15 protein-coding genes are annotated in these 21,538 nt (G+C 50.8%); 6 read left to right on the top strand and 9 right to left on the bottom strand.

Translation table 11 applies throughout. The features are described from left to right. Positions 1 to 158 precede the first annotated feature (158 nt). The 3 genes from AC0YNZ_RS26155 to AC0YNZ_RS26145 all read left to right on the top strand — a co-directional run bounded on the left by AC0YNZ_RS26155 (position 159) and on the right by AC0YNZ_RS26145 (position 2,987). A complete protein-coding gene (locus tag AC0YNZ_RS26155) occupies positions 159 to 1,766 on the top strand; it encodes a GMC oxidoreductase (RefSeq protein WP_475829400.1) in 1,608 nt (535 codons plus the stop codon). Between the two features lie 70 nt (positions 1,767 to 1,836). Beyond that, a complete protein-coding gene (locus tag AC0YNZ_RS26150; protein WP_475829399.1) occupies positions 1,837 to 2,301 on the top strand; it encodes a hypothetical protein in 465 nt (154 codons plus the stop codon). Next, positions 2,298 to 2,987, top strand: coding sequence for an AIM24 family protein (locus AC0YNZ_RS26145; protein WP_475829398.1), 690 nt, complete (start codon positions 2,298 to 2,300; stop codon positions 2,985 to 2,987). Before AC0YNZ_RS26150 ends, AC0YNZ_RS26145 begins: the two co-directional genes overlap by 4 nt. 49 nt (positions 2,988 to 3,036) lie before the next feature. On the opposite strand, the gene lacZ is transcribed toward AC0YNZ_RS26145, so the two are convergent. The 6 genes from lacZ to AC0YNZ_RS26115 form a co-directional block, all read right to left on the bottom strand. Next, on the bottom strand, positions 3,037 to 6,144 hold the full coding sequence (gene lacZ, locus AC0YNZ_RS26140; RefSeq protein WP_475829397.1) for a beta-galactosidase, LacZ type: 3,108 nt from the start codon (positions 6,142 to 6,144) through the stop codon (positions 3,037 to 3,039). Positions 6,145 to 6,627: 483 nt separating this feature from the next. Further along, positions 6,628 to 8,433: an ABC transporter ATP-binding protein gene (locus AC0YNZ_RS26135; RefSeq protein ID WP_475829396.1), complete on the bottom strand. Its 1,806-nt coding sequence runs from the start codon at positions 8,431 to 8,433 to the stop codon at positions 6,628 to 6,630. 139 nt (positions 8,434 to 8,572) lie between these two features. Continuing rightward, complete coding sequence (locus AC0YNZ_RS26130; protein ID WP_475829395.1) at positions 8,573 to 9,334, bottom strand: response regulator transcription factor; 762 nt, start codon at positions 9,332 to 9,334, stop codon at positions 8,573 to 8,575. 80 nt (positions 9,335 to 9,414) lie between these two features. Beyond that, entirely contained in the window at positions 9,415 to 10,245 is an 831-nt protein-coding gene (locus tag AC0YNZ_RS26125) for a carbohydrate ABC transporter permease (RefSeq protein ID WP_475829394.1), read from the bottom strand. A 3-nt stretch (positions 10,246 to 10,248) separates the two neighbouring features. Next, on the bottom strand, positions 10,249 to 11,139 hold the full coding sequence (locus AC0YNZ_RS26120) for a carbohydrate ABC transporter permease (protein ID WP_475829393.1): 891 nt from the start codon (positions 11,137 to 11,139) through the stop codon (positions 10,249 to 10,251). Positions 11,140 to 11,232: 93 nt separating this feature from the next. Beyond that, positions 11,233 to 12,549, bottom strand: a complete 1,317-nt coding sequence (locus tag AC0YNZ_RS26115; protein WP_475829392.1) for an ABC transporter substrate-binding protein — start codon at positions 12,547 to 12,549, stop codon at positions 11,233 to 11,235. A gap of 315 nt (positions 12,550 to 12,864) precedes the next feature. Here AC0YNZ_RS26115 and AC0YNZ_RS26110 point away from each other — a divergent pair, with 315 nt between their 5' ends. Genes AC0YNZ_RS26110 through AC0YNZ_RS26100 form a run of 3 tightly spaced genes read left to right on the top strand, consistent with a single transcriptional unit; the run spans position 12,865 to position 16,242 of the window. Then, the gene (locus AC0YNZ_RS26110; protein ID WP_475829391.1) at positions 12,865 to 13,833 is read left to right on the top strand and encodes a glycoside hydrolase family 113; all 969 of its coding nucleotides are present in this window, start codon (positions 12,865 to 12,867) and stop codon (positions 13,831 to 13,833) included. Beyond that, positions 13,830 to 15,041 carry an AGE family epimerase/isomerase gene (locus AC0YNZ_RS26105; protein WP_475829390.1) on the top strand — a complete coding sequence of 404 codons (1,212 nt, stop codon included), beginning with the start codon at positions 13,830 to 13,832 and terminating at the stop codon, positions 15,039 to 15,041. The genes AC0YNZ_RS26110 and AC0YNZ_RS26105 overlap by 4 nt, the downstream gene beginning before the upstream one ends. A gap of 25 nt (positions 15,042 to 15,066) precedes the next feature. Continuing rightward, positions 15,067 to 16,242: a glycoside hydrolase family 130 protein gene (locus AC0YNZ_RS26100; protein ID WP_475829389.1), complete on the top strand. Its 1,176-nt coding sequence runs from the start codon at positions 15,067 to 15,069 to the stop codon at positions 16,240 to 16,242. Positions 16,243 to 16,682: 440 nt separating this feature from the next. Here the strand turns inward: AC0YNZ_RS26100 and AC0YNZ_RS26095 are convergent, their stop codons facing one another. From AC0YNZ_RS26095 to AC0YNZ_RS26085, 3 genes are read right to left on the bottom strand one after another with little or no spacing between them, the layout of a single operon-like run. Beyond that, on the bottom strand, positions 16,683 to 18,887 hold the full coding sequence (locus AC0YNZ_RS26095; RefSeq protein WP_475829388.1) for a hypothetical protein: 2,205 nt from the start codon (positions 18,885 to 18,887) through the stop codon (positions 16,683 to 16,685). Between the two features lie 15 nt (positions 18,888 to 18,902). Next, positions 18,903 to 20,582, bottom strand: a complete 1,680-nt coding sequence (locus tag AC0YNZ_RS26090) for an extracellular solute-binding protein (protein ID WP_475829387.1) — start codon at positions 20,580 to 20,582, stop codon at positions 18,903 to 18,905. A 55-nt stretch (positions 20,583 to 20,637) separates the two neighbouring features. Beyond that, positions 20,638 to 21,534, bottom strand: coding sequence for a carbohydrate ABC transporter permease (locus AC0YNZ_RS26085; protein ID WP_475829386.1), 897 nt, complete (start codon positions 21,532 to 21,534; stop codon positions 20,638 to 20,640). Between the last annotated feature and the right edge of the window lie 4 nt (positions 21,535 to 21,538).

Here is a 21,538-nt window from a genome sequence, read left to right as displayed (position 1 = left end):
CAAGTGAACGCCACCCGGCTGGTTTATTTTATCATCATAGTCTCCCTGATCTCCTGCTCTGATAAGGAGAATATGGCCTCCCAACCATTCTGCTGGCTAGCATAGACGCGGGATTTTTCAATATATATATGATGATGAAATCTAAGGATGTGATGGCATTGCGAATTTATATCGCAGACGATGGAGAAACATTGTCTAAAATTGCGAGAACCATTCAGGTTGATTTAAAGGAGCTCCTTGTTTTAAATCCGCACATTACGAGTCCCGAGCTTCAAATTGCCGGCAGACAAGTAAACCTTCCCTCTTTAGCAAGGCCAAGCACAGACCAGGATCCCGCAGTCGTTTGTCCGCCCGATCCGGATTACCGCGGAAATTGGATTCCTGTTAAACCGCTTGCGGAAATGGCTGAGACGGACTATGACGTCCTCGTCGTCGGCACCGGGGCGGGAGGTGGAGCTGTCATCTGGAGATTATGCGAGCAATGGGAAAATAATGATAAAAGGATAGGTGTCATTGAGGCGGGAGACCTCGTACTGCCAAGTCACATCTTCAATCTCCCGACAAGCGGCCATGCAGGTAACGTTTGGACCAATCCGAATATCTGGAGAAATATCGGACGGTTTCTTCCTGAATTTCCAAATGGGAATATGATTTTCGCCCTAGGAGGACGTACTTTATATTGGGGGATGGTCAGCCTGCGAATGTCTCCTCCCGAGCTTGCCGGATGGCCGGTAACGTTAAAAGAAATGGATATCTACTATAATATTGCCGAGAGAGCCATGAGCGTGAATCAACAATTTGCCAAGGGTTCATCCCTTCAAGAAGTTCTCCTTACCCGGCTGCAGAATAACGGTTTTCCCGGAGTCATCGATGCTCCTATGGCCGCTAATCTTCAACCGACAGCTTTGGGAGTAATCCATTCAGACGTAGCTTTCAGCTCCATCTCTTTTCTTGGCAATGCTTTGAATCATAAGCCTTTTGATTTAGGTGTAAAAGCCCGGGTTGCTAAAGTATTAACCGACCAGGGGCAAGCAGTTGGCGTTAACGTCATCACTCCGGATAAACAAACTTATTCGATTAGAGCCAAAACAATTGTTTTATGCGCCAGCACTTTTGAAACCCCTCGTATTTTACTGCAGTCGGAAATTCCGGGCAGAGCGATTGGCCATTACTTGACGGATCATACTTTTGTGAGAGGTGTGGCTGCCATAGACCGCAATGAATTGCCGGGAACTATAGGCGGATTACAGATTGTCATTCCGTATGAGGAGGACCGTCCTTACGGCATCCATTTATGGGGGCCTGGAGGAGCTGATCCGCAGTCATTGGAGGTTTATTTGCATGCTTACGGCGATACGATGCCGCGATTTGAAAATAAAGTCTCCCTCGATCCAACCCATAAGGATGAATACGGAATACCGCGAATCCAAGTGAAGTTTTCTTATAGCGAATACGATCAAGCTGTTGCCGCTCAGGCGATGGAAGGTGTGCAACTAGCGTCCTCGGCGATGAGAACTAAACTGAGCAGCGTCGAATTATTGCCTGCCGGGAGCGATGCCCATTATGCTGGAACTTGCCGTATGGGCAATGACCCAGCCTCTTCCGTAACGAACCGTTACGGGCAAGTTCATGGATTGTCCGGTCTTTATATTGCCGATAATAGTGTCTTACCGAGCATAGGGGGAAGCAACCCTACGTTGACGACTATTGCCCTGGCAATCCGCACAGCAGATTATATTGCACAACAATCCCCCCTGCAAGAGTGACTATTGCCTTGAAAGACTGTAAAATGTAAGCATCAGCCCCTCTTATGTCGAAACCTGAAGGGAGAATATGATGCGTCAGCCATTATGGAAAGCGCTCGTTTTTGCATGCTTCTTAACCTCTATTCTCATAGCTGCTCCGCAGCCAATCGCGCACGCAGGCTTCTTTGACCGAATCAAAGACATTTACAATACACCCGAGAAAATAAGCGAGCTTGAGCAGCAATATATCGAAGCCAAGGAAGCACTTGCGGATCAGCGGCGGCAGCTTGAGGAGTCCGCGCGTAAACAGCAAGAGCTGCTGGAGCAAAACGAGCAGTTCCGACAGCAAAATGAACAGCTTATCGCGAATAATGCGAGCATGCAGGCCGAGATGGAGCGGATGAAGCAGGATCGGCAATCCTTTTTGAGCAAGCTTATGAATACAGTCATTTTTCTTGCAGCTGTTTTTGTACTATATATCGTATCCATACGCGTCTGGCGTTATATGATATGGCGCAAGCAGAGGAGCGCTGACGGAAGAGGAATGAGCGGATGAACGTAACCGTCCCTGCTCAAACCGGGCATGTGCATGTCAGCCTTGAAACCGCGGACAAGCTCCATGTGCTGCATCCAAAATCGATTATTGCTTATCAAGGCGCGCCGCAAAATCGCGAGGACCGCTTTATGGATCTCGCCGGGATGTATCGGAAGAAACGGTGGATCCGCTCTCTGCTATCCGGTCCATCCGAATTCATCATCGGTCTGCCCCCAGGCTGCTCGCTCGAAACGGTTCAGATCGAAGAGAACAGCGACTTGCTGTTCGACTTTCGCCATGTCATCTTTTTCTCGGACGGCATGCTGCTGAAATCCGTCATTCAGAAGCTCAAAAACGCCTGGATTACGAAGGAATTTGTTCGTATGCGCTTCTCCGGTCCCGGCATTCTCGGAATTATAACGGCCGGTGACGTAAAGTCCATTCAGCTTCAGCCTGATCGCCCCCTTTACGTTGAGACCGGGGCGCTGGTCGCGTATCCTGAGCATGCATCCATCCAGCTGTCGGTCTACGGCAATAAGCTCGCCAGCCAGCATATGAATGTGCAGTGGGAAATCCTCGGCAGCGGCCCCGTGCTCATCCAAACGGGCTCTCGCGATGCCGAGCTGGAAGAGCAGCTGCAAAACGGCGGTTTTATCCGAAGAATTCTTCGCGAGGTGCTGCCCTTCGGCGGTATTTATATTAAATAAAGAGAGGCCGGACGACCGTCAGCAGACGGTAGACCAGCCTCTTCTTTATTTAAATGCCCTGCAGTGAAAACCGGTGCGTATACACCTTGTTCGCATAAAGAATATATTCCTTCTCCGGAAGCTGTCCCCAGCTATCGTTTCCGCCGACGCCCGTCTGCTTATGATTGACGCGGACGACCGTTTTATCGCTGGCAGGCAGCAGATGAATATGGTCATGCGCTTCCAGCTCGGATGGCGTGTAAGGCAGTACATTCAGTTCAAAATGCGGCGCGCCCTTCAGCACGAGTCCTTCACCCTGCGCATTCGTAACCGCTGCATGACGAACGCCCATTTTGTTGCCGCATTCCTGAGGTCTGATGTACGACACCAGCTGATCCCGAACCTTGCCGGCGTAACGCCCCAGCTTGCCGCCGGTTTGACGGTCCCAATACGTCTCGTCCGGGCCTTTGCCGTACCAGCTTACTTGATCGAAATGCGCAGGCATTTGGAATAGAATGCCTACCTCCGGAATTTCCGGTAAGCCCTCTCCCGGCTGCAGCTCTTCATAAACGTTAATCTCTCCATCTCCGGTTACGGTATAAATAATGGAAAGCAGCGATACGGCCGTTGTCGGCAGGCTGTACTGTACGCGAACGCTGACGCTGCTTGCCTCTATCTCCCAGGTCATTGCGCGCAGCACACGTTCAGCACCTGCTTGCCGCCAAGTCGCACAGCGCACATGCTGCTGATTTCCGCGGTCATTATCCGTATACGCGCGCCAGAAGTTTGGCGTCAGCCCTTGCAACAGCCGTTCCGAGCCATTCCAGGTGTAGGATACAAGGCTTCCGCTCGACAAGTCGAACTGTGCCGTGAAGCTCACGCCGCTTACAAACAACGCTTGTGGAGTTTCCTCAACTTTAATGGCCGGCTTAGCCGCTGCGCGGCCGATGACAGGAAGAATCTGCGCAGGCAGCACAAATTGCTCGAATGCGATTTCATGCCCTGCTTCTGCCCATAGCGTCTGCTCCTTCAATAGCAGCTGCACCGTTAACACGGCCTCCTCCAACGCGCCCGACAGCTGCGGCAGCGTATATGGAATCGTCAGCGTTTCCTCTTCTTCCGGCGCTGCAGCCGCCTCTACCGTGCCCGCTTCCACCGTAATGCCGTCGACCGCCACTTGCCAGGCAAGCGTAAAGGAGTTCAGTGCGCTGAACAAATGCCGGTTTGTCACCTTCACTGTTCCGCTCTTCAAATCAACCGCTTCGAACTTGGCATTCTGATAAACCTTCTTCACCTCTTGCAGCTTAGGCGACACCGTGCGATCCGCAAAAATAATGCCGTTCCCGCAGAAATTGCCGTCATGCGGCGACTCGCCGAAGTCTCCGCCGTACAGCATCTTCGCTGCGCCGTCCTCGCCCGTTACCCGAATCGCCTGATCGATCCAATCCCAAATAAAGCCACCCTGCAAAATCGGATACTTCTCGAATAAGTCCCAATAAACATGCAAGCCACCGCAGGAATTGCCCATAGCATGGCTGTATTCGCATAGGATGAACGGCTTTTGCGGATTATTGCGGGCATATTGCTCCACCCCTTGCGGACTTGTGTACATATGGCTTTCAATATCGGAAGCCGCATCCGACTCGCGACAGTGAAAAACGCCTTCATAATGTACGACGCGCGATGGATCGGCTTCGCGCAGAAAATCATGCATTCGAATGAAGTTGTCTCCGCCAAACGATTCATTGCCCAGCGACCAAATGACGATAGACGCATGGTTTTTGTCGCGCTGGAACATCGAATTGCAGCGGTCCAGCACCGCACCCGTCCATTCCGGCCGGCTTCCCGGCACCGTCTCGCCAAGCTCCTTCTGTCCATAAGACCAGGAGCCATGCGTTTCCAGGTTCGTTTCATCGATAACGTATAGACCGTATTCGTCACAAAGCTTGTACCAAAGCGGGTTATTCGGATAATGCGAAGTCCGGACGGCATTAATGTTATACAGCTTCATCAGCTCTACATCCTTGCGCATATCCGCTTCGCTAATAGCTCTGCCTGTGTCGCAGGAGAACTCATGGCGGTTTACCCCTTTAAACATGATGCGCCGGCCGTTAATTTGCATTAAGCCATCCTTGATCACGAATTTGCGGAAGCCGACCTTGCAGCTGATTGCTTCGAGCAGCGTGCCATCCTCCGACTTCAAGCTAAGAATCAGCGTATACAAATTCGGCTGCTCCGCGCTCCATTTGAGCGGGTTCCGGACAACTCCGCCCAGCTGAACGTCTGTCAGTTCCTCGCCTAACACCTGCGTCCGGACGGATAATGGCGCCCCGAATACGTCAGCCCGGTCCGCATCGTATAGGGCAGCCTCCACCGTAATACCGCCCAGCGGCTTAACAAAATAATTAAGAAGCTTCGCTTCAATGATCAGCTCCGCGTCGCAGTACTGCTCATCAAGCTCCGTTTTAACAAAAAAGTCGTAAATATGCGCCTCCGGGGTTGTATACAAATAAACATCCCGGAATATTCCGCTCATCCGCCAAAAATCCTGATCCTCCAGCCAGCTCGCATCGCTCCAGCGGTACACCTCCACGGCCAGCTTGTTCTCGCCTGGTACGAGGTAAGGGGTCAGGTCAAACTCGGAAGGCGTAAACGTATCCTGGCTAAAGCCGACAAGCTCGCCATTCAGCCATACGTAGAACGCTGATTCCACGCCTTGAAAGCTGATGAAAACCGGCTTGCCCTCCCAACCTTCAGGAATTATAAAGGTACGGGCATACGAACCGACAGGGTTATAAGCAGTTGGCGCAAAGGGCGGCTTTATATCCTCGTTGCCGTCCCAAGGGTACCGCACATTCGTATATTGCGGATAATCATAGCCCTGCAGCTGCCAATGTGCCGGTACTGTAATGCTATCCCACTGGCTGTGGTCAAAATCTGTCTCATAAAAGTTGGCGATACGGGATTCGGCATTTTTGGCGAACGCAAACTTCCACTCGCCGTTCAGCGTCAAATAGTTGGAAGATTTGCTGTGGCTGCCCTCCCATGCCTCTTCGACCGTGTCGAAGGGCATTAACGATGCATGCGCTTCCATACGGTTCAACCGATAAATTTCCGGGTTGTTGTTCCACTCCGGATAGCCGTTAGCCGGCGGTGAATAAATTAGTTTTTTGCGCATACGCTCAAGCACCTCATCACTATTGAATTCATTATATTCACATTATAATGCATTCCGTTTTCTTGTTTAATGAAACAATATTCATATTATATATAAAAATATGAATATTCCTTTCAAGCGACTAGCCCTATAAAACGACACTTTACGGCGGGGGTACTTTCTGCAATAGGTCTAATTTCTAGACTTTTTTCTATGCATAGAGCTAAATTCGGGAAAATAGATCTAGTTTCTAGATCTATTTTTGAAGAAACGGCACTTTGACCGTCATTGGTGGGGGTATTTTCTGCAATAGGTCTAATTTCTAGACTTTTTTCTATGCATGGAGCTAAATTCGGGAAAATAGATCTAGTTTCTAGATCTATGGTCAATTTTCGAAGGAACGGCACATATACCGTCATTTGGTTGGGGAATCACAAGTTATATGTAAAGAAGGGGCATCCCTTAAAGGCCTATAGCCTTTTTGAGACACCCTTTCTCCCATTATTATAGCTGCAGCTGCTTCAGGTTATAGAATTCTCCCTTGCTCGCCATTAGCTCATCGAAGGTACCCACTTCCGCAATACGTCCGTGCTTCATCACGACGATGCGGTCGGCATCGCGGATTGTAGACAAGCGGTGAGCGACGATAAAGGTCGTACGGTTCTTAATAAGCTCCTGCATCGCCTTCTGGACATGAAATTCCGATTCATTATCTAGTGCCGAGGTCGCCTCGTCCAAAATAATAATTTTGGGCTCGCGCACAAGCGCACGCGCAATGGCGATACGCTGGCGTTGTCCGCCGGATAGCTTGCCGCCATGCTCCCCGACCATCGTCTCCAGGCCGTCCGGCAGCTGCTCGATAAATTCGGACAGATTTGCCATCTCCACGACGCGTTTTACCTGCTCATCGCTAATGTCGCGCAGACCATACGTAATGTTGTCACGAATCGTACCCGAGAACAAAATATTCGTTTGCGGCACGACCGCCAAATGCTTGCGGTAGCTGCGCAGATCGACATCCGCCAAATCGATGCCGTCCATCAGCACCTTGCCGCCGGTTGGCTGCAGAAAGCCGATAACCAGGTTGAGCACCGTTGATTTGCCTGCTCCGGAAGCGCCGACAAACGCGATGCATTCGCCCGCCTCTACATCGAGCGTAACATCCTCGAGCACATGGTGCTCGCTCCCCGGATACGACAGCTCAACGCTCTTGAAAGCAAACTCGCCGCGAACGTCTGCCAGCTTTCTTTTGCCGCTATTGTTTTCAATATCGGTCGATCCCAAAATTTCTTTGATCGAATGAATCGATTCGAAGCCCTTCGCAATTTGCGGATAAATGTTAATGAGACCGGTAACGGAAGCCAGAATCATAGAGAAGAAGCCTTGATACATGACCACGTCTCCGACTTGAATTTCCCCCTGATAGGCGAGATAAGCAGTGAAAATTAAGCACAGCACCTGAAAAATTTGAAACGTCACCCAGTTTGTCGAGCCAAAATACGCCTCCACCAAATCAAGCCGGTACCCTTTGCCTTGAATGTTGCGAAGCGTCGAATCGATCCGGGCTATCTCGACCTTCTCCAGCCCGTGCGCACGCGTAATCGGAATCATCTCGACCATCTCCGAAACGCGCGAGGACATTTGTTCAATCTCCTTGCGGAACTCCTTGTTCGACTTCCGAATTTTGCGGCGGAATATGGTGACAATCGTAATCGACATCGGAATCGTCAGCACAAAAAACAACGAGACGACCCAGCTGTTATTAAGCGTGATAATAAACGATACGATAATGTTCACGATTGCCGGCGCCAACGCGATCATAAACTGCTTGGACATCATCTCGACCGCTTCCACGTCGCGCAGCACCTTTGACTGCAGCTTGCCCGCCGGCAGCTCGCGGTGCTGGTTGATGGACAGCTGCTGCAGCTTGCGCACGAGCGCACTCCGCAGTCCCGCTTCTACGTATCTTACCGCACGGCTTAGAAAGGAAATATAAGCGGCATGCGTCGGTATATTTTGCAAAATGACGATCAAAATAACGATGAAATTAATCCAAATCCCGCTAATCGGATATTTGGCCGGGTTCGTCGCAATGTTTATAATATTTGCAGTAACGATCGGCAGCACATAGACCGGCGCGCTCTTGATCAGCAAAAACATTAAGGAAACGAACAGGTTTGCGAAATTGCCCTTATAGAGCGATAACAAAAACTTAAGCGGGCTGGCGTTTTCTTCAAGTATTGCATTTTCAAATGTGCCGGCCAGCCCCTTCGCAGCGCCAAGCTGTGATTTGATGACCCTCTCTGACATTGCCCTCTCCATCCTTCTGTAGCTCATCATGCCTGCAAGCCGCTTTCTACGCGGTCAACTACCGCACCAATCTTACGCTCAATTCAACCGCCTGTAAATGTGCATTTTTGCATTTCTTCTATCCGATTTGGCTGACGGACTAGCGGTGCTTGCCTTTGTAATCCTTCGGCGTCTCCCCCACCATCTTCTTGAACAGCTTGTTAAAATATACCGGATCGCTGTAGCCGACCAGCTGTGAAATTTCGTAGTTTTTCAGATTCGGATGATCGGTCAAAAACTGCTTGGCCTTCTCAATCCGAATGTCGATCAGATAGTCTGTCAGCGTTATGCCCGTCTCCTGCTTAAATAGACGGCTCAAATAATTGGCGCTCATGCCGACGGTTTCGGCCATACGTTCCATTTCGAAGTTTTTGTCGTACTCCTGCTCCAGAATCGCCTTCATTTGCTCTATCACATGATGCTCTTTTTCCTTCGTAATCGTCTCCTGCGGCTGATTAGGCATGCCCGCTTCGGGAACAGGCTCAGTCTCGCTGCGCTCCTGCTTAATCTTGACCAGCAGATCATACAAATTCGCTTTGTCGACCGGCTTTAACAAATAATCCCGCACGCCATGCCGCAGCGCCTTCCGCGCATATTCAAATTCACTAAAGCCGCTCAGCACGATAGTCGCAACCGGCCTGCCGCGCAGCTGCTCGATGAGCTTCAGCCCGTCCATCATCGGCATTTTGATATCGGTAATAAGCACATCAAGCTCGCCTTCGCCCAGCTTCGAAATATGCGCCCACGCATCCATTCCGTTGCTGTACGAGCCGATAACCGCAATGTCCAAATCCATTTTTGTCAATATTTTTTCGAGACCCAGTCTTATAAATTCCTCGTCATCCGCGATGATGATGTTCATTACCGCTTTACTCCTTTCGCATATGCCTCCTTTAGTTTGCGCTAAAATCGGAACCTCCGCAACGGAAGAAAGCGGGCGGCTTATTTCACCGCACCGCTTGTAACACCCGCGAATATATATTTTTGCAAAAAAACATAAAGAATAGCCGTCGGAATCATAATGATGAGAATCGCTGAGGATATCATTTGCCAATCGCCGCTATTGACCCCGAAGAAGCGCATGAGCGACGTGGATACGACGACATGCTCGGCCCTCGGCAAATAGAGGAGCGGGATGAACATATCGTTATAGATGCTGATCGTTTTCAAAATGACGATGGTCGCCGTAGCCGGCGCAAGCAGCGGGAATATGATGGAGCGGAAAATCCGGATCAGCGAAGCCCCCTCCAGCATCGCGCTTTCATCCAATTCATTAGGAATGTTCCGGATGAACTGCAGGTAAATGTAGATTTGCAAAATATCCGCGCCGACATAGATGAGCACAGGCCCCATAAGATGATTCGTCAAGCCGAGCGCTTGAATCGTTTTGTAGTTGACCACCTGGGTCGTAATAGCCGGAATGATCGTCGCGAACAGAAACAAGCCTAAAATCGGTCCCTTAAATTTGAAATCGAAACGCCCAACCGCATAACAAAATGCCGATCCGATCAAAATATTCAAAATAAGCGTTACTGCAATAATGAAAAATGTATTGCCGAAGGCGTTGATCATATCGGCCTGCTTGAACGCCTGACCGAAGTTTTTCACATACAGGAAGCTATCGGGCATCGAGATCGTCGATTTGGCATGAAATTCATCTTTCGTTTTAAAGGCATTGACGACAATTATATATGGCGGGAACAATATTGCAAATGCGGCCAATACGAGGCTGCAATATTTGATCGTATCCCAAAGCTTGCTCGATTTATTCATCCGCTATTCCCCCTTTCCTTTCAGCAAAAAGCGCTGAACCGACAATACGATCACGACGAAGACCAGCAGCACGACGCTCATCGCCGAAGCAAGGCCGTAATTGTTAAACTGGAAAGCCGTCTCGACGATTTTCATCACAAACGTTTCGCTCGAACCGGCCGGTCCGCCCTTCGTTAAAATATACGGCAGATCAAACACCTCTAAAGCGCCGGTAACGGTTAAAAATAAATTGAGCTCGATAATTTTGTACATGTTCGGCAGTGTGATGCTTATAAATTTTTGCCAGCCGTTCGCGCCGTCAATCGATGCCGCTTCATAGATGTCGGCCGGAATAGACTGAAGGGCGGCTAAATAAATAACCATATTGAAGCCCATAAACCGCCAAAAACCGATTGACGCCAGCGTGTAGTTTACAAATGACTCATTTCCGAGCCAGCTTGTTTGAGACAGCGTGTCAAAGCCGAATTGTCCAAGCAAATAATTCAATGATCCGTTTGTCGTATCGAATACATAACCGAACAAATATGCGACAGCAACGCCATTTAGAATGTACGGTAAAAACAGCAGCAGCCTGAAAAAGTTTTTCCCTTTAAGCTTGCTGTTCAGCACGACAGCGAAATAAATCGCAGCGATATTTTGTACAATTCCGACGGCGAAATAGGCAAAGTTATGTTTGAATACACCGAATATGGCCGGATTGGCAAATACCTCTTTGTAATTCGACCAGCCGATCCAAGGTTTTTCGGGACTTAATCCATCCCAGCTGGTAAAGCTTAAGTGAATGAGCTCAAGCGCCGGATAATAGGCGAAGGTAAGCAGCAGCATCAACGGCAGCGCGACAAATCCAACGATTACGAAATTTCTCTGAGTCTTAAACGGCAATCTGCTAAACATGTGACAATCCCATCCTCCCTGCATCTTTCTAAACGGAAGGCGCAGGATGGAGAACCGGCATGCGGTCATCCATCTCCATCCTGCACACGCCCCTTACTGACCTAGATCTTTTTTCGCTTTCGCCCAAGCGGTGTTCACTTTGTCTAACACCTTTTGCGGCTCCTTGGATAATACGAACTCTTGAACGACTGCAGCTTGGTCAAGCTGTGCTTTGTTTTGAATTTGCGTAGCAGCGTCTAGCGGCGAGACAGGCTCGAAAAATTTAGGGCTGAAGCTGTTGAACTCAGCGAGCTGCGGAAGCTTGGACTCTTTGGCCTTCAAGGTTGGAATGAAGCCTGCAAAGTCGTCATAGCCGGATTCCTCGATCATCCAATGTATGAATGCTTTGCCCGCTTCTACGTTGCCGTTTTTGTTAACGGCATAGAAGAAGTCCGGGTTAAGCGGTGCTTTGGCTTCGCCCGAATTGTCCGAAGGGAACGGGAAGAATCCGATATCCTCAGCCGCAGCGCCGTTCTCGATGACTTGGTTGATGACCCAGTTGCCTAGCAGATACATCCCGAATTTACCGGATGCGACGTCTTTTTTCGATTGCTCCCAGTTCGTAGAGTTCACGTCCGCCTCCAGGAAGCCTTTTGTATACAATTCACGAAGGATGCCCCATGATTTGCCGTACGCATTGTCAAACGTGTAAGGCGTATCGGATTCAGCGCGTTTGTTTTGGTGGTCGGAAACTACGCCGATAAGCGTCGGAATATCGTATACCCACGTATCGAGCGGCCATTTGTCTTTAAAGTTCGATGCAAGCGGCACGATGCCGGCGTCTTTAAGCTTTTGCGATGCTGCCAGAAACTCATCGTATGTTTTCGGAAGCGCCGTAATGCCCGCCTTCTCGAACGCTTTTTTGTTGTATACGATACCGACTGTCGAGCCGCCGGAGGATACGCCGTACATTTTGCCTTCCTGCGCCTTCAAATCCTTGAAGTGAATGTCGCCGGAGAACGCAATGTCATCGAGCGGAGCGAAGTAATTAGGCAGCTCGGCATTTGGGATCGTTGGTACGAACACAACATCGGGGAAATCGCCGGAAGCGATCCGGATTTTCAACGTTTTATCATAATCAGTAATCGCCTCGAACTTGAGATCTACGCCAGGGTATTTCGCTTCAAAGCGTTTTTCGTAATCCGCGTACTGCTTGTCGATCATATCCGTGCGGTTGGTTAAGAAAACGACATCGCCTGAAATTTTGGAGGCTCCCTCCGTTCCGCTGTTTTCCGGTTTGTTCGTTGCTGCTTCGTTGCCCGGCTTGTTAGCTGCCGAATTGGAGCTCGTATTCGTATTACCGGCACCACAAGCAGCTAACGTTGTTAGCATAACAACGGAAGTAATAGCTAACGAAATGACTTTTTTCATGATTCAAATCCCCCTCAGTTCTTTTTTGGCTCCGCTTACATTTCGATAATACCGCATTAAAAGCCGTTCTAAAATGGTTTAAAATATTATTTATAGTCTTCAACTGACATTCGCTGAAAACGCTATCTTTAGCTTAACCACCCGCTTTTCGTTAAAAAAAACTATTTTCCCGCTATAATAATGAAGCCGTTTTTTGAGCTTGAGCCATTTCGAAGAAAGGTATTGCAAATATGGGATGAATCATGTTTACTTGTTATATAACAAAAATAAAAGTTAGTAATAACAAAACAACCAACTCAAAGTGAGGCGACTCAAATGACTAGCAAATTTATAGGCGGAATGACATGGGGCTGGACCGGCGTGCGCGGAACATGGACCGGAGCGCAGGCAGAACGTTCCATGGAGCTTATGTGCGAACGTTTAAGCGTCAATTGGACAGCTATTGCTCTCGGCGCTCTTCAGGACCATCCGCAATCGACTGAAATTAAGTTTCGGGAGGAGCCTACCGTTACCGATGATGAAGTACGCCATGCGATTCGCAAAGCGAAGGAGCTGGGGCTTAAGGTTTGCTTGAAGCCTGTCGTCAATTGTGCGGACGGGACTTGGCGCGCGCATATTAATTTCTTCGATCTCGATGTTCCTTGTGAGCCGAAATGGTCCGATTGGTTCGCTTCCTATACCGCATTCATCCTGCACTATGCGCGAATTGCCGAAGAAACCGGCTGCGAAATGCTGTGCATCGGGTGCGAGATGGTTCAAACCGACCGCCGTGAGAGCGAGTGGCGCCAATTGATCGCCGAGATCCGTCAAGTTTACTCCGGCATCATTACTTACAATTGCGACAAATACCAAGAAGGTCAGATCAAATGGTGGGATGCTGTGGACGTGATCTCCTCCAGCGGCTACTACCCGATCGATACTTGGGAGGAACAGCTCATCCGGATCGGGAAGGTCGTGGCCAAGTATAACAAGCCATTTTTCTTCATGGAGGCTGGCTGCCCGAGCCGCGAAGGCTCGCAGCATATCCCGAATGATTGGGGTCTCCCGGGCGCGCCGAGCGAGGAGGTGCAGCGCCGCTATTACGAGACGATGTTCGCACACACCGATAAGCACGACTTTGTCGGCGGCTTCATGCTTTGGGATTGGCCGGCACGCCTTTATGAAGAGAGCGAAGCCGCTTCTAATGACGATTATTGTATGTACGGCAAGCAAGCCGAGCAAACCGTCCGGGACTATTATGCTGCCAAAATTGCTGAATCCGTCAAGGAGGGTTCTGCCAAATGAGCGACAATAACCAGCAATGGCTAGCCAGCATCAAACAAGAGCTCGAATCGAATATTCTCAGCTTCTGGATGGAGCATACGCTTGATGAGAAGAATGGCGGCTTCTACGGCTTTATTAGCAGAGATCTAACCGTTAATCAGGATGCCGGCAAAAGCTTAGTGCTTAATACGCGCATTTTGTGGACCTTCGCCTCCGCCTACCGGATTACCGGAAACGAATCGTATTTAAAAATAGCTGAGCGGGCTTACCGTTATGTGAACGAGTATTTTACGGATCAGCAATATGGCGGCTTATATTGGATGGTCGATGCAGAAGGCAAGCCAGCCGAAACGAAGAAGCAGGTTTACGGTCAAGCCTTCGCGATCTATGCGTTCTCCGAGTATCACCGGGCAACAGGCAATGAAGCCGCGCTTCAGCAGGCGATTGAGCTGTTCTATACGCTTGAACGCTATAGCTACGATCAGGAATATAAAGGTTATGTTGAAGCGCTGACGCGCGATTGGCAGGAAACGGGCGATAACAGCTTGAGCGAGAAGGATTTGAACGAGAAGAAGTCGATGAACACCCATCTTCACGTCATGGAGGGCTATACGAACCTATACCGTGTATGGAAGTCGGATGAGCTGCACGCCAAGCTGAAGGAATTAATTAAAATTACGATTAAGCACATCATTAATGAAGACAACGCGCACTTTATCCTTTTCTTTGACGAGCAATGGAACGGTAAATCGCAGCATATTTCATACGGTCATGACATCGAGGGCAGCTGGCTGCTCGTTGAGGCTGCCGAGGTGCTCGGCGATGAAGCGCTGCTCGCCTCAGCCAAAGAGATCGCGCTTCGCATGGCTGAAGCGACGCTTAACGAGGGCGTGGACGGCGACGGCGGACTGTTTAACGAGGCGGGTCCGGAGGGTTTGATCGATACAGACAAAGATTGGTGGCCGCAGGCTGAAGCGGTCGTCGGCTTCTTTAACGCCTATCAAATGACCGGCAATGAGAAATATCGCGAGGCTGCCGTGCGGTCATGGCAATTCATCGAGCGCTTTATCGTCGACAAAGTGCATGGCGAATGGCATTGGAGCGTAAAGCGCGACGGTTCCCCCAGCGGCAATATCGAAAAGGTCAGTCCTTGGAAATGCCCTTACCATAACGGACGCGCATGCTTTGAAATGATCGAGCGCCTGAGCGGCGCAGCGGCATCACACTAACATCACACTAACGGAGGTTAATCCCATGAGCAAATTTAATGAACGAAAGCAATTGTTGACCGAGCGCTACGAGGCGCTCGTACAACGAAAGAACGAGCCGGAGACGCTTGGCAACGGCGTATTCGACCGTTACGTCCACCCAGTATTAACGGCGGAGCATGCTCCGCTGGCTTGGAAGTATGATTTCAACCCTGAGACCAACCCTTATTTCATGGAGCGCCTTGGCGTGCACTGCGTTTTCAATCCCGGCGCGATTTTGTTGAACGGCAAATATCATCTTGTTGCGCGTGTCGAAGGCAATGACCGTAAATCGTTTTTCGCAATCGCCGAAAGCGAAAGCCCCGTAGACGGCTTCCGCTTCTGGGATCGCCCGATTCTGCTTCCGGAAACAAGCGAACCGGATGTAAACGTCTACGATATGCGCCTCGTATCGCATGAGGACGGCTGGATTTACGGCTTATTCTGCACAGAGAGAAAGGATTCTTCCGCTCCGAAGGGAGATCTGTCGAGCGCCGTCGCGCAATGCGGCATCGTAAGGACGAAGGATTTGAAACAGTGGGAACGTCTTGCCGATCTGAAGACGGCATCCAATCAACAGCGCAACGTCGTGCTTCATCCCGAATTCGTTGACGGCAAATACGCCTTCTACACGCGTCCGCAGGACGGCTTCATCGACACCGGCTCAGGCGGCGGCATCGGCTGGGGTCTTTCCGATACGATCGAGAATGCGGTTATCGAGCGCGAGGTCATCATCGACGAGCGTCATTATCATACGATTAAAGAAGTAAAGAACGGTCAAGGCCCGGCTCCAATCAAGACGGACAAAGGATGGATCCATATCGCCCACGGCGTTCGCAATACGGCGGCAGGCCTGCGTTATGTACTGTACGCTTTCCTCTCCGACCTGCAGGAGCCAAGCAAGGTTACCCATCGCCCAGGCGGCCACTTGCTCGCTCCCGAAGGCATCGAGCGCGTCGGCGACGTATCCAACGTAGCCTTCTGCAATGGCGTGATTGCTCAGGATAACGGCAATGTATACATCTACTATGCATCTTCCGACACACGCTGCCACGTTGCCGCTACTTCAGTCGGTCAGCTGCTCGACTATTGCCTAAACACACCGGAAGATCCGCTCCGCTCGCACGCTTGCGTGGAGCAGCGCATCGCTCTGATCGACCGCAATTTGCAGCTGCAGCCATAGAACCCGAGAGGGATTGTCTCTAAGGCCAAATGGCTGCTGCGGCACTTTTCACTACAAAGTCTAAGCATCATTCATTGGTGCGCAGCGAGTTAATTCGATTTTGGGAACCTATTTGCAGAGCGTTATCCAAAAAAGGCGATTTAGTTTGATTATGCGTAATTAAACAGCGTTTTGGGAGAGCCGCTTCTAAAAATGACCGATCACGTTTGCAAAATAGAACTAATCCGCAGAATTCGCACTTCGAGCGCGATTTAGTTTTGTGAAATCGAACTAATAAACGAAATATTGCTCAGTGAGCGCGGTAAAGCATTTGGTAGAACGGCTGCAATAAATAAATAGATAGATAGAATAAAGAAACGGCGGTTCAGGGCTAGTTTTCCTGTACCGCCATTTCTTTATTTTTTGCATCAACTTAGCTCTTTCAGCTTACATCAATCCTCTTACCACTCCACGTTAACGGCTATTCCTTCCGGCACGCCCGGATAGCGAATGAGCACCGTGCCTGACTCCGCGTCGTATTGAAAAGAAGCTGCCTTCGCTCCAGCCGTGACGCTGCGCGGCTCTGCCGGTACACGAAGGCGCGTACTGACGGTGATGTCCTTCGGACACTCCGACACAAAGGAAATCCGGCTCGCGGCCGCTTGCTCGTCGCGGATCCGCGACGAGCTGACGAGAATGAACGTTTCCTCCAGCTTGCCGCCTGTGTAATTTAAATCATAAAGCAAGCTGTCCTCGCCTGACATCATTTCAACGCTGCGCCGCACCGGCAAATCAGCTTCGAACAAATCAACGAACAACCCCCGAAGGATGACCACATTCTCCGCATTCTCCGCATTCTCCGCTTCCGTCTCATCCAGCACATGAGCGATGACATACGGTCCGCGTCTCATTTGCAGCGTGCCTCTCTCCTTGTAATCAACCGTTTCTCCACGGATTTCTAGCGACCGCCTTACGGCGCTCCTTACGAGCTCAGCCCCCATGCCGGTACGGGACAGCGATGCCGGATTTTCCCGAAAAAATAAAACAGCGCCGCTGCCTACCTCATATTCACCCGCCTCCGGATTTCGATTCAAGCCAAGCGATTCGAATAAATGCTCTTCAGGACGTTTGTAAGTACGGCTCCCGTTATCGCGGTTCCACCATTCCTGAACGTTATGGAAAGGATCCGAGCCGTCTCCGACATAGATTAGAACGCCGCCTTCCCTTACCCATTGCGAGATCGACTGGTGAATCCCCGGATGCTCCGGCTTCATAAATTCGTAGCTGAGCAGCAGCACCCGATAGCCGTCCAAGTAGCCCGGAAAGGTCAGTATATTGTCGAGCTGCACCGGCCTGAGCGGAATGCCCGCCTTGACGAGCGGAAGCGCCAAGCCATAGAAGGCGGACCAGTCGAGAAGCTCCTTCTGCTCTGCAGGCAGCTCATCGGTCGTGGTTGTTCCGTCATATTTGACGGCCTCGCCTTCCTTAGCGCCATCACGGATGACATCGCCCCGCTGATACATGGCGGAGTTGGATAAGCAAAGGCCTACTCCTGCCGTATAATCGTTTCCTTCAGAAGATTCCTCATGATTATGCATATCGCGCAGCACATTCATGACGGTCAGCAGCACAGTGGCATAGTCGCCGGGAATCGATTCTTTCCCTTTGCCGTCCTCGGTCGGATAGGCGCCCTCGAATACGCGCCTCGGCCAAGGACATACCTCATACTGTTTCACCTCAGGGTGCAGCAGGGAGGCAACAACAGTAGAACGGTAGTTTTTGCGGTAGTCGCTCCAGCTGTAGCCGGGGTTATCTTCAATAGGATCGTGAAGAAACCACATTTCGCGACCTGTGCCCCGCGTCAGCTCCTGCATGATGCCGTATTCCAAAAACGCCGTCTCGAAGGTCCGCTCCCGGCGCAGCCCCTTGTACACGTTAGGCGTTCGCGCCGTTCCCGTCCAGATTTGGGCGATGAAGCCATCGCAGCCGGGCATCGAGACGAGAAGCGCCTCGGGACTGATAATCCGCCACTGCGTGTAGTTGATCAAGCTGTGGGTAGGGACATAGAAGCGTACGGTCCGGCCGTAGGTAACGAGCGAATACTCCTTCATCTGGCTGCAAAGACGGTCAAGCGCACGGTAATACATAGCCGCCTTCAGCTTGGAGGCCCGGTACTGGGCATCCGGCGAGGAGTGAGGAGGAATCCAATCCTCCCCGTAATAATTCAGCCACTCCCGCTTGAAAGCATCCGAATACCCGGAGGCCGCCCAAAATTCCGGCTCTTCCAAATGAATCGCTTCCACGCCGTAGTCAATCGCAAGTTTAATATGAGACGCCAAATATTCGGCGAACGCTATCGTCGGAACCATATAAGGAACATCCTTGCCATGAAGCAGATGCTTGCCGCTGCGGTCCATCTGAGCCTCGTCCCAGTGCTCCCGTCCGTCGAAGCGGCCGTACAAGTAATCCTGATACTCGCCCCAGGATACGCCCGTCATCAGATGGATCGTATAGCCTGCCTTCTTCCAGCCCTCTATCCGCTGAGGCAGATCTTTCGAAATGCCGTATACCATCACAAAATCGGTTCGCAAATCGTACTTCGGCCCGTAAGGCCTCGATTCCTGAAAGCCGGTCCACTCCGGCCGTCCTTGCGATTTTCTGGTCAAATCGCGAAGCCTCCTTTAATTCGGCATTTGAAGCGTAACAACTTCCTTGCCCTGCAGGTTTTCATTCACATATTTTATCGCGTCGGGATATCCCGTTTTGTTCAGCTGATTGCGAAGATCATTTATGATTTTAAGCGCCGCTTCATCGGATTTGGCAAAAATCGCTTCCGTCCAGACGTCGCCCATTTTGTCCATGGACGGCTTCAGCATTTCCCACTGCGGGGCCTTCATCATGACATCGCCCGGATTGTAAGCGGATATCACGCTGATGCCGTTAGGACGGAGAATTTTGCGCGCATGATCCATAGCAGCCAGACGGTCCTGATCCGCCCAAATGTCTCCTCCGCCAACCGAGTTGATGCGGTCCTGGCCGGAGAGGTTCTCGAAGCCGACGCCGATCCCTTCGTTTTTCTTCAGCTTGCCCGTCGTATCGGCCGTAAACTTGTCGAACCACTCCTTCTTCGCGACCGGTTTGCCGTTCTCCATATCCCAATGCACGCCCTGCACGCCGTAGCGGATGAGGAGGAAGCCTTCGTCTGAAGCGAGGTAATCGAGCAGGCGCAGCGCTGCGTCTACGTTTTTGGATTTTTTCGGAATGACGGTTACGTTATTGCCCTGGATGCCAAGATCGACAGGACGGTCCGCTTCGGCGCCGGCCCGCTCCAGCGGACCGACCGGTACATAATCAGTTCCTGGATGCGCTTTCACATAATCTTTAGAAGCATCGAGAATTGCCGGGTAGTGCGCGGCAAGAACGGCGATGCGGCCCTGCTTGATTTTCTCGTTTGCAATCGGATCAGTCTGGGTGAACGCTTCCGGATCTAGAAGCCCTTCAGCCAGCAGCTTGCGGTAATAAAGGGTAAAATCCTCGTAACCTTTCGTGAAGAAGCTGTTCTCCAGCGTGCCGTCGCCTTTATCGATATAGCCGGAGCCGAAGAACATCGTATTTCCGATACCGACGGCCCAGCCGTTATGGAAGCCGCCAAGCGGGATGACCGGCATGCCGTTTTCTTTAAGGTCTGCGTCTTTGATTTTTTTCAAGAAGCTGTATAGATCGTCCTTTGTGTGAACGGATTGCGGGTCGACGCCGACCTTCTCGGCGATATCCTTCCGGACATAGAAGCCGTAGAGCCAGTCATTCGCATCTTCAGGCGCAGCCGGATGATTCTGGTAAAGCATAAACTGCTTGCCGCCGTAAGCATCGAACGCTTTCTCATAAAGCGCAGGCGGAACGTTCTCCTTCGCAACTGCTCTGGCGAGGTTCGGATACTTATCCAGCTTATCCGTCAGATCGACCAGCTGATCCTCCTTGGCCGCTTTAATAATGCCGTCTAATTCCCCGCCCCATGCCGGGCCTGTATAAATATCGGGCAAATCCTGCGTCGCGAAAATGGTGTTCACCTTCTCGACCTCGCTGCCTTTTGTGTATTCCCATTCTACGGTAACCCCGGTTTTTTCTTTAATCACTTTTGCGACAGCCGTCATATCTACATCGGCGCCGGTCGAGCCGTTCCAGTTGTTAAGCACTTTGAGCGTCACTTCTTTTTGCGCTGTTCCGCCGTTCGTGCTGCCCCCGCTTTCCGAAGGCGAATTGCCGGACCCGCCGTTGCCGTTGCTGCTGCAGCCAAACAACGTTGCCGCCATTAGAACGACTGCAAGCCATAACGAAGTGCTTCTTACCCGTTTGTTTTTCATAAAAACCCTCCCGTGAGCTTTTTATAAAATATGATAAAGTCCCGAATGCGGACGATTATCCCTTGACCGAGCCGATCATGACGCCCTTGACGAAATAACGCTGCAAAAATGGGTAGATGCACAAGATCGGGAACACCGTAATAACCAGCAGCGCCATCCGCAGCGACTCCGGCGTCGCTCCCGCCGTATTGACGTTGACCGTCTGTCCGCCCTGCTGCGCCGCTCTTTGCATGGAGGAAGACAGCGCCTCCGCTTCCGTCAGCATTTCCTGCAGCAGCGTCTGAACGGGAATCAGGTCTTTATTGGACACGTAATAAGCGCCGGCGAACCAGTCGTTCCAATGGGAAACCCCGATGAACAGCGCGATTGTCGCAAGCACCGGTCCTGACAGCGGTAAAATAATTTTCAGAAAAATTTGAAAGTCGCCGTATCCGTCTATGCGGGCCGACTCCTCCAGCTCCTCCGGAATGCCCTGCAGAAATGTGCGCAGAATGACAATATGCATGAAGTTGAACAGCATCGGAATGACATATACCCAGAAGCTGTTGATCAGATGCAGCTTCTGCAGAGTGATGAAGTACGGAATGAAGCCCGCGCTGAAGATCGTCGGCAAAAAGATGTAGTACGTAAAAAACGATCGTCCAGGCAGCGTTTTTTTGGAAAGGGCGTACGCCATCAGCGTACATAACGCTACGTGCAGAAACGTGCCGATCACCGTGCGCAGCAGCGTAATTTTGTAAGCCTGCCAAATGCGTGCGTTTTCGAAAACGTCGGCGTAATTGTCCAGCGTAAATTTGCGCGGGAAGAAATAAAGGGCGCCCATCATCGAGTCTTTTCCGTCGTTGAGCGAGTAGACGAGGATGTATATAAACGGATAGATCATCGACAAGCCGAACAACGTCAAAAAGATATAATTCAAGCAGTTGAACACGGAAAATTGGCGCTTCGCCATATCA

This window comes from Paenibacillus sp. J2L1-98, from assembly GCF_056269405.1.
This window is presented reverse-complemented; position numbering and strand designations above follow the sequence as displayed.